The organism is Streptomyces sp. NBC_01006 (assembly GCF_045162725.1).
Taxonomy (GTDB): Bacteria; Actinomycetota; Actinomycetes; order Streptomycetales; family Streptomycetaceae; genus Streptomyces.
Map to the genome: position 1 here is coordinate 14,362 of NZ_CP108702.1, position 11,961 is coordinate 26,322.

The window sequence follows — 11,961 nt, forward strand, 5'->3', positions numbered from 1 at the left end:
AGGGGCGCTTGGTGGTACGGCCATTGTCACGACTCTGCTCTGGGCGGGCGCGCCGTGGTGGACGGTCACGATCGCCGTGGTGCTCGGCTTCCTCATCCCCGGCATCGTCCTGCTGGTTCAGGTCCTCACGCCGGAGGAGTCCGCACATAAGCGGGACCTGTGGCTCGCTTGGCTCCGTCACCGTGATCGCCGTGCCCGAGCGCGTCTGCCGGATCGGACGCGGTAATCCACATGAGCGGCATGCTCCGAGCCCACGACGCGCGCTCAAAGGAGTGGTCCCGCCGGGTGCAGCAGAACCCAGACCCCGGATTTCCGAGTTCTCCGAATCATGAGCGACGAGAGCGTGATCACGATCGAGATCCGGGGCCGCGAGGAGGCAGCGCTCGAAGCGGCGCACCGGGTCTCCGGCCTATTTCTGTCCAGCGGTCCCTGCCGCCTGCAGCGGACGCCCGGCGTAGACGAAGTGCGAGTCTTCGTCTACGCGGACGTTAGCCGGGCCGCCAGCCAGGGCGGCTACCTCGATCCGGAAGAGGGTGTCCCGCCGAGTGATGCAACAGCGATCCTTGCGTAGCTCCTGGTCAAGGAGGGGCCATCGCATAACTCTCCGAGTAGAGAGACTCGTGCAGTCGATACGTCGCCGCTATGAGACTCCCGTCGGTGTAGGTGGGGATCACGGATCGGCCAGAAATGTCAGTGCTGGCAGGTATGTTGCGCACCAGGGCGAGCACGGGGAGGGGCAGTGTCGGAGCGGGCAAACAGGTCTGGGACGGACATATCGGCCGGACGCACCTACGACGAGATCATCAACGACGACCGTGCACCGGAGGCAGACAAGCGGCGGGCGAAGGCCGACTCGCTGCTTGGGCATATGGCCGCCCTGCTCTTCCAGCGCGGAAAAATCCAGTTGGTACAGCAACTCCGACAGGTTCGCGCAGCGGAGATCGAGTATGACTCGCAGGACCAGACCCTGGACCTCTGGTTGGACTTCGACCCTGCGGATTTCGCGACTTTGTCCGAGAGCGCCCAGGATGATCTTCGCGAGACCTTTGACCGAGTGTCGCGTCGGCTGGCTTATGGCATCGAGTGGATCGGGTTTCGCGAGACGATGCCGAGCGTCGGGCCCGACTGGCGGGAGCATCTGGACGGCATGCTGAACGGCAACCGCCCGACGAACCAGGCTCGACGAGCCATGCCGGAGAAGCCTACGTTCCTGGAAGACCGCCTGGCATTCACAAACGCCGGGGAGATGCGGGTGTACCGGGCCTTGAAGTACTTGCAGGAGAGGGATCTGCCGCCCGAAGAGACCATCTCCATCTTTCCCCTCCCCTTCGGGAGGGTCCCCGGTCGTACGTGCGAGCCCGACGTCGTTGTCGCCTACAAGGGACGCGCCGGGGTGTTGGAGATCGACGGCCCGCACCACCGAGTGCGCCGTGCCGTCGACACGTCCCGAGACCACCTGTTCCGGGATGCGGGCTTCGCCTTCGTGGACCGCATCACGGTTGAGGCGGTGGACAACCCGGAGGAGCTCATGGCTTCGCTCAAAAGGTTCTTGAGGCGCCTTCGCGAATCTGGTTAATCAGCCAGGCAGAACGAGCAGAGGAGGGGAATGTCCAATGCCAACACCGGCGGAGCGACAGTTCCATCTAAGGACTGTCCCGTAAATGATCTTCGGGTCGCCTCGGGCACGTTTGGCCGCTGTGCGGCCCGCTGATCTACCCGGCGAGGGCGAGGTTGTGCATCCGGGCGATGCCGAGCATGGCGTGGTGGACGCCGTCGCCCTTGAGGCGGCAGTCTCGGAGGATCTTCCAGGTCTTCATCCGGGCGAAGACATGCTCGACGCGGGCCCGGACCTGCTTGTGGGACTTGTTGTGCTCCTCTTTCCAGTCCGGGAGTTCGTTCTGGCCGCGCTGCCGACGGTGCGGGATAACGAGTCCGGTGCCCGGGTATCCGCCGTCGGCGATCGTGAGGGTCTTGCCGACGGCGGCCTTGGCGCCGGACTCCTCCCACGCCTTGCAGTCGTTGCGGTTCCCGGCGAGCGGCCGGCCGACCACGACGACCAGGCGAGTGTCGGCGTCGATGACGACCTGGTGGTTCGTGGAGTACCGATAGTTCTTCGAGCGCTCGGCGATGGTGTGATCCCGGGTGGGAACCAGGGTGCCATCCACAATGAGCACGGTGTCCTTGGCGAACCGCTTGCGGGGCTGCAGCGCGAGCATCGGCCCGAGATGGTCGATGATGCGGTCCGCCGCCGACTTTGACACCCCGAACAGCGGGGCGAGCTGGCGCATGGTCAGGTTCGTTCGCCAGTACGCGGTGACCAGCAGGGTCCGGTCTTCCAAGGGAAGGCTCCACGGCCGGCCCTTGCGGACCGAGTCCGCACCTGCACGACGCAGTACCGTCACCAGCTTCCCGAAGGCCCGCGGGCTCAGCCCCGAGAACGGGGCTATCCAGGACGGCTTTGACGCCGAGATCACACCAGTCACATCGAGATCATCTCGCCCATAGGACCACTTCTTCAGGGAGCCACCGGGGTCTCTCGCCGGCCGCTTTCCTGGACTGCGACACTCTGCACGTGATTTATCCAGCGACAGACCAGTTGTCCTCTGCCGAGCGCGCCTTCATGATCAACGCCACCGAGATCGACATCCTCCCCGGTGTCCGGGGTGACCTCGACGAGCCGCTGGGCACAGGGCCCGCCTCGGCTCTCGTCCCAATCCTCCTTCCACTCGTCGACCGAGGATGGATCGAAGTGTGCCGACTCGTACCCTGGACAGCGCCGGATGGCTCTCTCGGTGAGCAGCCCGGTCCCCCCATCCCGAGGCAGGACCTTCCCGCAGTCCTGGCGGACGCCGACAACTGGGAGTACCCGCAATCCGGCACGTGGCTGGGGTGCCTCACACTGACCCTCACCGAAGCAGGACAGAGGATCTCCCGCTGACACGCAGTCTCCACGGGACCCCTCCGTTGCCTGCAAGATCCTCCGTGACTGCCGCCTCAAAGACGAAGGCGTTCACCGCAACGTGCTTGGCATGTTCCTCCCGCGCAACTCACCCACGCCGGATCGGGCGCAGCGTCGCTGGTCGAGCTCCATGCCGTAGATCATTTACGGGACAGCTCTTAGACATGGTGGCCGGCGCTCAGCGCCTTAAACGGGAAATCGGTTATAACCCTGTGCGTTTCATGCAAATGCTGGGTGAGGTTGGAGGGGTCCAGGCGGCTAAGCAACTGCTGCGGGGGCGCAATGCCTCGGAGGGGTTCACGAATCTGTGGAGTGCCCGCCGACTGGATGTCAGCGTTGAGGCGTTCGTCCTCTTGCCGTGGTACGAGGGCCTGTTCACCGATGCGGAACGGGACACGGCCAGGCGCCGCCTAGAGACGCACGAGTTCGATGTGGCGCGACACCTCCGCGACACCGCGAGCGCCCCTCCCGCTTGGGTGTCTGAATCGATCTAGGCGAAGGTCGGGAGCCCGGGAGTGGCGCTGCCCGAATGGAATTCGTCATCGGGGAGCGTACTGCCTGGTTCAAGACGTGGCCGAGGACGCGATCCGGCAGGGCCACGAGCAGACGACAGCCGTCGAATCCGCGACCCTCGCCACCTCGTTACGCGCCCACCAGTCCTCGACCGGCTTCAGTTTCACCGGCCTGACCGTCAAAGAGGCCAGCCCGGCCATCACCCTGGCGGTCACGCAATGGGCGAAGACCTTCGGCTGGAGCATCCGCGAGGAGGCGTCCATACGATGCATCGACCTGCCTCGCATGCTGAATCGGGGGTGCCGAGTGGTCTGGTCTCCGCCGTGGTCCGCCCACCTGGACCTGCGCCTGACACGCGAGGACGGACTCTCTATCACCGTGGAGATCGACCCCGAGGACACCGGACTGAAGGCCGCACTCGAAGCTGCGCAGCGGATCTCAGCCCTGTTCTTGTCGGCCGGTCCGTGTCGGTTGCGACGTACCCCCGGTGAGGCAGAGGTACAGCTGATCGTGCATGCGGACGTCAGCCGGGATCCGGGCGAGGGTGGTTACCTCGCCCCTGACGCAGCTGAGGAAGCAGGCGCGTTTCTTCGGTGAATCGGGACATCCAGACGAGTGAGTTGGCCGCGACCAGCCTCGGGATCTCACAGGGGACCCGATACACCGGCTCTTGTGATCAAGAACCTGATGCTGCGCGGCCTGCCCGCCCTCGCCCTCTGCACCCTGCCCCTGTTCACCGCGGCTCCGGCCGCGCACTCCGCTCCCACCGTCACGGCGGCACTTGCGGCCGCCCTGGCCGCTGGCCCTGCCGGGCTGCGGGCTCCGCTGCCGCTGTTCGAGGCGATCGACCAGCTCCCTGTCGCCGTCGAGCATCGCGAGGGCTACAAGCGGGACCTGTACAAGCACTGGAACAAGGGCCTCAACGCCGGGGACGGCTGCGACACCCGCAAGGAAGTCATCCTCGCCGAAGCCGTCGAAGCGCCGCAGGTCGCAGCCGGCTGCAAACTGACCGGCGGCACTTGGCGCTCCGCGTACGACAACGTCGTCGTCACCGACGCGGCCCGCCTCGATGTAGACCATTTCGTCCCGTTGGCCGAGGTTTTCGACTCGGAGCAGACGACGTGGAGCGCGGCGCGTAGGGAGGCGTACGCGAACGACCAGGCCTCCCCGGACACACTGATCGCGGTGTCTGCCGCCTCGAACCGGTCCAAGGCTGACAAGGACCCGGCGGAATGGCTGCCGTCGGACGGCTCCTACCACTGCACCTACGCCGCAACCTGGGTCGGCACCAAGCTGCGCTGGGACCTGGCCGTCGACGAGAACGAACTCCAAGCCCTCCTCGGCCTCGCCGAAGACTGCCCCACCACCACCGTCGCCTACGAACCCGCGCCCTGAACCCCGGTCGGCCAGTTGCGGTCGGCCAAGGCCACGGTCTTCACCGACCGCAGTCAGGCGTCCGGGTCGAGGCCTGCTTGGCGGGCGGCATAGCGCCGGACCTCCTCGGACACCGGGATCCGGGGCATGGCCGGGCTGCGGGTGAGGACCAGGCCGTCCATCACCGTCCGGTAGGCCGTGACGAGCACCATCAGCAGACTCGTGCAGATCAGGACCTGTGAGGTACGGCCGTATCCGTACGTTCCTGCGCCCCAGCCGGCGACCGCCACGAGCACGGCGAGCAGGAATCCGTCCACCGCGATGCGTTCACGACGGCTCAGCATGTCCAGATCCTTCCGACGTGTCCCGCGGGCCGGTCGGAGCCTGCCACCAGCCGCGACTGCCCATGCGGACCTTGAGGGTGACCTGCTGAAAGTACGTGCGTCAGCATCCGGCCGGGCGACCTATCGCATTTGACAGTGCAGGCTGAGCGGGGTCGGTCCTGTCAGTGACGTCGGTGCGCCATCAGGGATCAACCGTCACCGCTTCCAGGCCCTCGAAGCCTGAGTCGAGCGGTGGGTTTCAGGGAGCGGCGCCCGTACGCGCCGCGGCCGCCGAAGTCCTCGAAGAACGCGACCGGGCCGCGGCTTGGGTAGCCGACGCCCCGGCACGTTCCTGCGCTGGGCCCTCGGTTGCACTGTTGCTTCTGGACGCGGCGACTGGGGCTGCGGAGTCCGTAAGTCGTTTTGCGAAGCTCCCATTACCGGCTGAGCAAGAGCCGACGCGCTCGCCGAGTTCGGAGTGGCCCGGGCGGTGAACCAGCCCCAGGCATTAGGCAGCCCTCGGGCGCCGCTAACGAAGAAGGTGCTCTCCGAGGGACATCCTTGGTGATGTCCTGATAAACGCCACGAAGGTACTCACGTGAGTAGGTTGGAGGCTGTCGCGACGCGCGGCATCGAACGGGCTGGCGAGGACACTGACCACGGCCATGCACGCGGGATCAACCCGCACTTCCGCTTCTTGGCAACTCTGCCGAGGCTGCACACAGGGAGCAGGGACGCGTAAATCGACTTACGCGTCCTGGACCGCCCCAGCCTTCGACGGATGCAAGACGAGCGCCCCATACAGGCGGACCGCACCCCCGCCCCGCGCCGAGGTCCAACGCGACGCCTACGCCGGCCGCCAAGACTCTGACGTGCCGTGGGGCGGCCCGTCCAGAAGATCCAAATGGGGAGGAGCGAACGACGAACATGATTACGGAGCGGATAGGGTCCGTGAAGCGTTGGCGTGGCTTGCCTCCTGCGATCAGGGAAAACTATACCCACCACCCATCACACCATGTGATGCAGAACACATTTGTAACTTTGTGTAGTCATATCCTTTAACGCGCACAGAGACCGCGCTGCCCGCCGCGCGAGCGTGCGTTCCCACCCGCGACGATGCCGCAACAAGGGCGGCTACGCACCGCTACACGCCTCAAACCGACTGCAATCGAGTGGCCACGCAGCCCAACGGCGATGTGGTGAACTACCGCCGTAGCGGATCGCCTTACCCCCGCGGGAGGGGTCGATTCTTCCGGGTCCCGCGGGCCCGGAAACCCCGGCGCTCCGGCAGCCCGGCCGCACCGGGCCGCGCACAAAGGGGGGAGGCGTCCCATGGGACGTCACCGCCGGGCAGATCCGCTACCGCTGGCATGCGGTCGGCACGCGCGCAGGTTCGCCCACGAGTGGGCCTACCCGGCCGCGTTCGCCTACTACCTGCTGGCGCTGCTGGAGAAGGTCGCCGGCTCCGCATCGTAGACGGAGCCGACGACCAGTCCAGTGACGGGGCCCGCCGCACCCAGCGGCGGGCACCCGAGCCTCATGCGCGCCAACGTCCGCCGGGTAGCGTCCGCAGGCAATTCACCCATGGTGAGCCCCCGCTCCCCGTCCGCCACCTTCGCAGCCTGACAGGCCCCGTATCAAGCGAACCAGGTCATCCAGCGAGATCTCACCGCGCCCACAGCGACAACCTCAGACAGACAGCCACGCTGGTGGGGCCGACAGCGGTCCACGGGCTCCCCCCACCGCCGCCTGCGCCGATCAGCTGCCCCGCTCGCTCCTGGCTAGAGAGGAGCGCGGCGAGCCGATCAGCGGTCATCGGTTCCAGTGGGGCGGCGCGCCAGGCGCTTTCGTGGGCGGTGTCATGGCCTCGCGCAGGTGAGCTACGGTCGCCTCGACCGCGGCTTTGAGTCACATGTCCTCGGTCTGGCCGGCGGTGGCCTCCAGTTGGACGACGGCCGCCTGGAGGACGCCGACACAGACGGGTACGGCGCTCAGTCCCGCGAATGCGGGCTCCGCCGGGGTAGACGCGGACTGCGGGATCGGTTGGGCGACTCCTCGGCCAAGGCCGCGGCCGCGTGGAGGAGCTGTCACCCGTGGAGTCTGCTGCGATCGAGCACCATAACTCAAATCCCCCGCCCCGCGTGGGACATCGCCGTCCACCGACCAGCCTTCGCGTAGCGGAGAGCCGTTCGCGGGCCTCTGCTTCGCAGTTTCGACAGACGCCATGAAAATTCGCACACTCAGGCGAGTGTGAACCGTTAAGGGCGAATCTGGGGCGTCAGAGAGGAGATTGAGGACTTGGGCGGCGTCTGGGGGCGAAGGGGCGCCGATGGGTGCTCCACCGATAGATGGAGCCACGTACATGACAGCGTTCATGGAGGCGGTCGGCCACGCCCCGGCCGCCCTGAGCGCGCTGCACGCGCTGGGCGCACTGATGCGTCTGTGGCAGCACCGTAGGTCCGGGAAGTCCGGCCCGTGCCGATGCGCTCCGCCGGACGTCTGTGAGGACCCCGGCCGAAGCGAGGAATGCGAGCTACTGGTCTCCTCGCTCGCGCCCTCCCCCGGCCCGGTGGTCACGGTGACGCTCGAAGGTCTTCCCGCAGGGGCGGTCGCCGTGGTGACCGTGACCACCGCCCTCGGAGCTCCGGGGCAGGGCCGGTGGTAGGGCCCGTGGTCGGTGACGGCCTCGAAGGCGAGTCCGCCGTCCTCATCGACGTATCCCAGCGGCTGCTCGACCTGTACCCCGAGTTCTGCGCGCGCGAGCCGTACGCGCTGCAGCGCGACTTCCCGCGGCTGTCGTTGGCGTCGTGTCAGGACGCGGTGCAGGAGGCGTATCTGGCGACGGGCCGGCTCGCGATGGCGGGCCGTCTTCCACAGAGCACGGACCTGGTCGCCTATCTGCGACGGGCCGCTCGTAACCGGGCCAGGTCGGAGATCCGCCACCAGAGCCGGGCCGACCGGCGCCTGCTGATCCGGGGACGCGACGTTCCCGGCATCACGGCCGCCGCCGACTTCCTTACCGGGCAGGACCTCCTTGAAGGCCTTGTGATCCCCGCGATCCGGGCGATGAAGGAGAGCAGACGGCGCAAGGTGGTGGAGCTGCAGAGCCGCGGCTGGAGTGATGAGCGGATCGCGGCCGAGCTCGGGATACCCCTTGAGCGCCTGTATCGAGACCGGTACGACGCGCTGCGCTTCCTGCGCCGCAAACTCGCGCGGCATATCCGGGCCGGGCTCGGAAAGAACCACCAGCACGGACAGAAGGGTGACTGATGTGAGCACGTACGACGATCACCGCGGCGGGCCGGGTCGCCCGGAGCCGGTGGTCCCGGCCGGGCTCGCGCATCTGTTGGCCCAGCTTGCCGGACCGCGCGACTACTGGGACCGTCCCGAAGGCGACTTCGGACCGCTCTCCCACCTGTACCGGCTCACCCCGAGCGAACGCGCCCTGGCCAACTCGCTGTACCGGCTCGGCTCCAAAGCCCTGGCCCGCGAGGAGATGGAACGGGCCGTCGAATGCCTGGGCGCCGCTGCCGAAGCCGGGCATCCCGGTGCCCTGTTCAGGCTCGCCGTGGTGACCGCACGGACGAACGGGCCCCTGGCAGAGGTACGGTTCCTGATCGCCGAGGCAGCCCGCCACGGGCACGGGGACGCCGAACGCCTCCTCGCCGCCAACGCCGGCCGCCTCACCGCAACCCCCGGCACCGAAGATCCCCAGTACGCCGGAGAGCTGCGCCTTGCCCTCGGGCTGACCTCGCGGACCCAACAGCAGAAGGTCCGCGTGCACACTCCGACCGTCGTGGACGGCATCCTGTCCGCCAGCGGGCAGTACGGCTCCGCCAGTGTCGCCATGAGCCGTCTGGTGCCGGTCCCCGTCCAGCGCGTGGCTCGCCACGACACCGGACCGAGCCCCCGCCTCATCCTCCCCCCGTCGCCCACACCTACTGAGCGTGGCAGGAGAGCACGCCCCACGCCCCCTCCCCTACCGCCACCTGCACCCGCGTCGGCTCCCCGGAGTGCGGACGCCGGGCGGCAGCACGCGGCGACGCCGCTGTCCGGGCAGGTGCTGCCCCTGCGTACGGCGGGCGCACCTCGGGCGGCCGGTGAGGGAGCCGGATCGGCGGCGAAGGACGGCGACCCGTGGTGGTCGGTCCACGCACTGCGGCCCGCACGGCTCACCGGGCTGGCCCGGAACATGCCGGCCGTCCAGCAGCGGGACCGCCAGTGGGAGACCGTCGCCCGGGCCCAGGACATGCTCCACCTCATCAGCCAGGCTGGCGGCATCTCCACGCGCGAGGTCACCCGCCGCACCAGGCTTAACTTCGCCGCCGCCACGCGGCTGCTGCACTGGCTACGCGGGCAGCAGCTCATCGAGAGCATCGCCGGCGAGCACTACCCCGGGAGCCGTCTGAAGCTCACCACCACCCCAGGCCTCGAAGGCGAACTGGTCCGGATCACCCTCGACGAGCTGTGCGCGCAGCTGGGCGCGGCGGTCTACTACTCCCGCTACACCGACGGCGAGCTCGCCGTGGTGACCTCAGCCTCGGGGCCCGATGCTCCCCCAGTCGTCGAGGGCGTGCCCTTCCCCCAGGTCGCGCACGCGTCCGCGGTCGGCAAGAGCCTCCTCGCGCAACTCGACTTCGCCGGCCGTATGGACCACCTCGCCCGCTACAAGCCCCGAGCCCTGACCGGCCGCACCATCACCGACCCCAGACAGCTCTTCGCCGAACTCGACGTCCACGGACCCCACGCTGGCCAGTTCGACCTCCTCGAATACTCCGACAAGGAAGTCTGCGCTGCGTTCCCCCTGGCCATGCCCGGCCGCGCCGCCTGCATCGCCCTGTCCCTGCCCGCCCACCTCCACCCCCGGCTACTGGAGACCGCTCACACCCTCAGCCAGAACTCCGCCGGCATCCATCTGGCACTCCTCCTCGCCGCCACCGCCGACACCACCCGTCCCGCCGCGGCCGGGCCAGGTCCCCGGGCAGCCGGGAGTAGAACGGCCCTCGCTCTGCCCTGACCGTCGCGCTCCGGTGTGCTGGCACCCCCGCCAGCACATCGGACCCCAGCACGAGCCATCCGGCGGGGCCAGGGAACCACGTGTCACCCGTCCTGAGCGGTCAGGAGCAGCATCAAGGCCTTGGAGCGGGTCGTCCCCAGCCCGGTCGCCACCGTCTCGGCGGACAAGCCGGCATCGCTCACCGCGCAGGCCGCCTCCCTCGCGATGCGGGCGGCGATCCGCTCCAGCACCCCGGCAGCGCGCAGCGCGGCCAGCGGCGCGTCCGCGGTAGTTGCGGTCAACTGTTCGGCGATCTCGACCAGAAGGGCGGCCACCGGCTCGGGCAACGGTGCCGCCTTGTCGCGGACGAGGGACAGGTGCCCGTTCCAGTCCGCGAGCGGGCCGGTGAGATCGACGTCCGCCTCGTAGAGCGGTTCGTCGCCGATCGCGTCCCAGTCCAGCGGGTATTCGGCGGCGCCGCGCCAGCCGCACGCGCAGCTGGCCAGGAGCGCCTTGGCGCGTGGACGGCTGGCTCTGTTCACGAGAACAGAGCCACACCGGGTAGGCCAGCCTCAGAGCGTGCGGTTCTCAGGCCGTGAAGGCGAAGTAGGTGCCGGTGGTGAGTCCGGAGAAGGTGACGAGCTGCCGGGGCTTGAGGCAGGTGAAGGCGATATGCATCGCGATGCCCGCGGCGGCGGCGTACGGCGTCGTCCTTGGGAAGAGCAGCGCGGCGGGTAGCGCGATTTCCGCTGCAATAACAGTGGTTGCCAGCAGTCGCCAGATGCGGATGTCGCGGTGGGTGAGGTTGCCCATGTGGCGGCGGACGAAGCCGGGGATTGCGTGCTCGTGCCGGTAGGGCAGCTGGTCTTTGACCTGGGTGTAGGTGTGGATCCATTGGGCGAGGTAGAGACCGGTGCGGAACTGCCGTGAGCGTGTCTTCTGCCAGGCGGAGTTCCAGTAGATGTCGGTGGTGATCAGGACGAGGAGGCACTGCGCCCAGGTGTTGGCGGTGCTGGGGGCGTGTGCGATGTGCAGGCCGTGGCCGAGGTCTCCGGCGGCCAGGAGGGCGGCTCCGGTCAGCAGGGTGTAGTGGATCGAGTTGGGGCTCTTGAGGTAGAGCATTTCCATGGCGGCTCCGGCCAGGACCAGCAGGAGTGAGGCCCTCGGTGCGAGACCCGCGGCCAGGGTGAGGGCGGCGGCTGTGCGGATGATCAGCATGGGCTGGTAGGCGCTGGCGAGGAGGCGGGTGCGGGTGGGGCCGAAGCGCTGCTTGGTCAGGTGGAGGCTCAGGGAGCCGGGGACGAGTCGGTCCCAGCCGCCTTGGCCGATGGAGAGGGCGAACCGCAGGGCGAGGACGGTGCCGAAGACGATGCGGAACTGCTGGAGGTGTCCGGGGTTGGTGGGGTGCTGGAAGCCGGAGGCGAGAGCGTCAAAGAACCACGACACGGCTGTCCCTCACCTCCACGCGCTGCTCGCCCCGTTCGGACAGGAGGCGGCCGTGCCCGTCGATTCGGTCGTAGCGGCCGCTGCGGACGAGATGGTTGACGATCGCCACGAGCTGGGGCGGACCGAGGAGGAAGGATCCGGGGGTCAGGTGGCTGTAGGCGCTGACCGGTTCGGTGCGGCCGTCCTTCGTGGTGCCGGTGAGGGTGACGATGATGAAGTTGCCGCGGCAGAACATCTTCCAGCGCAGCCAGCGGCCGGACAGGCGGGTGAAGCCGGAGATCATCCACGCCACGAGAGCGACGGTGACGGCGATCTGGGCAGCGGACAGCACGGATCCGTGCATAGGGGGA

General features: G+C 68.2%; 14 protein-coding genes. 8 read left to right on the forward strand and 6 right to left on the reverse strand.

Features of this window, described 5'->3' with window-relative positions:
* Positions 1-328: 328 nt before the first annotated feature.
* Both OG509_RS42265 and OG509_RS42270 read left to right on the forward strand, forming a co-directional pair.
* Positions 329-571, forward strand: coding sequence for a hypothetical protein (locus tag OG509_RS42265; protein ID WP_331740711.1), 243 nt, complete (start codon positions 329-331; stop codon positions 569-571).
* 168 nt (positions 572-739) lie between these two features.
* Positions 740-1,576, forward strand: a complete 837-nt coding sequence (locus OG509_RS42270) for a hypothetical protein (protein ID WP_331740713.1) — start codon at positions 740-742, stop codon at positions 1,574-1,576.
* Positions 1,577-1,712: 136 nt separating this feature from the next.
* Here the strand turns inward: OG509_RS42270 and OG509_RS42275 are convergent, their stop codons facing one another.
* Positions 1,713-2,483, reverse strand: a complete 771-nt coding sequence (locus tag OG509_RS42275; protein ID WP_331740716.1) for a transposase — start codon at positions 2,481-2,483, stop codon at positions 1,713-1,715.
* Between the two features lie 1,046 nt (positions 2,484-3,529).
* Here OG509_RS42275 and OG509_RS42280 point away from each other — a divergent pair.
* Both OG509_RS42280 and OG509_RS42285 read left to right on the forward strand, forming a co-directional pair.
* Positions 3,530-4,069 carry a hypothetical protein gene (locus OG509_RS42280; RefSeq protein ID WP_331740725.1) on the forward strand — a complete coding sequence of 180 codons (540 nt, stop codon included), beginning with the start codon at positions 3,530-3,532 and terminating at the stop codon, positions 4,067-4,069.
* 90 nt (positions 4,070-4,159) lie between these two features.
* Positions 4,160-4,867: an HNH endonuclease family protein gene (locus tag OG509_RS42285; protein WP_331740914.1), complete on the forward strand. Its 708-nt coding sequence runs from the start codon at positions 4,160-4,162 to the stop codon at positions 4,865-4,867.
* 53 nt (positions 4,868-4,920) lie between these two features.
* On the opposite strand, the gene OG509_RS42290 is transcribed toward OG509_RS42285, so the two are convergent.
* Positions 4,921-5,190 (reverse strand): hypothetical protein, encoded by a 270-nt coding sequence (locus OG509_RS42290; protein ID WP_331740727.1) that lies wholly within the window; start codon positions 5,188-5,190, stop codon positions 4,921-4,923.
* A 1,311-nt stretch (positions 5,191-6,501) separates the two neighbouring features.
* Here OG509_RS42290 and OG509_RS42295 point away from each other — a divergent pair.
* Positions 6,502-6,645 (forward strand): hypothetical protein, encoded by a 144-nt coding sequence (locus OG509_RS42295; protein WP_331740730.1) that lies wholly within the window; start codon positions 6,502-6,504, stop codon positions 6,643-6,645.
* Between the two features lie 432 nt (positions 6,646-7,077).
* On the opposite strand, the gene OG509_RS42300 is transcribed toward OG509_RS42295, so the two are convergent.
* Entirely contained in the window at positions 7,078-7,260 is a 183-nt protein-coding gene (locus OG509_RS42300) for a hypothetical protein (protein WP_406187951.1), read from the reverse strand.
* Between the two features lie 271 nt (positions 7,261-7,531).
* Here OG509_RS42300 and OG509_RS42305 point away from each other — a divergent pair, with 271 nt between their 5' ends.
* From OG509_RS42305 to OG509_RS42315, 3 genes are read left to right on the forward strand one after another with little or no spacing between them, the layout of a single operon-like run.
* Positions 7,532-7,834, forward strand: a complete 303-nt coding sequence (locus OG509_RS42305; RefSeq protein WP_406187952.1) for a hypothetical protein — start codon at positions 7,532-7,534, stop codon at positions 7,832-7,834.
* 5 nt (positions 7,835-7,839) lie between these two features.
* Positions 7,840-8,439, forward strand: a complete 600-nt coding sequence (locus tag OG509_RS42310; RefSeq protein ID WP_331740733.1) for a hypothetical protein — start codon at positions 7,840-7,842, stop codon at positions 8,437-8,439.
* A gap of 1 nt (position 8,440) precedes the next feature.
* Positions 8,441-10,186, forward strand: coding sequence for an IclR family transcriptional regulator C-terminal domain-containing protein (locus OG509_RS42315; protein ID WP_406187953.1), 1,746 nt, complete (start codon positions 8,441-8,443; stop codon positions 10,184-10,186).
* 83 nt (positions 10,187-10,269) lie between these two features.
* On the opposite strand, the gene OG509_RS42320 is transcribed toward OG509_RS42315, so the two are convergent.
* The 3 genes from OG509_RS42320 to OG509_RS42330 are packed head-to-tail and all read right to left on the reverse strand — an operon-like array spanning position 10,270 to position 11,954.
* On the reverse strand, positions 10,270-10,707 hold the full coding sequence (locus tag OG509_RS42320) for a hypothetical protein (RefSeq protein ID WP_331740737.1): 438 nt from the start codon (positions 10,705-10,707) through the stop codon (positions 10,270-10,272).
* 46 nt (positions 10,708-10,753) lie between these two features.
* Entirely contained in the window at positions 10,754-11,611 is an 858-nt protein-coding gene (locus tag OG509_RS42325; RefSeq protein WP_331740740.1) for a hypothetical protein, read from the reverse strand.
* Positions 11,595-11,954, reverse strand: coding sequence for a hypothetical protein (locus OG509_RS42330; RefSeq protein WP_331740743.1), 360 nt, complete (start codon positions 11,952-11,954; stop codon positions 11,595-11,597). Before OG509_RS42330 ends, OG509_RS42325 begins: the two co-directional genes overlap by 17 nt.
* Positions 11,955-11,961 lie beyond the last annotated feature (7 nt).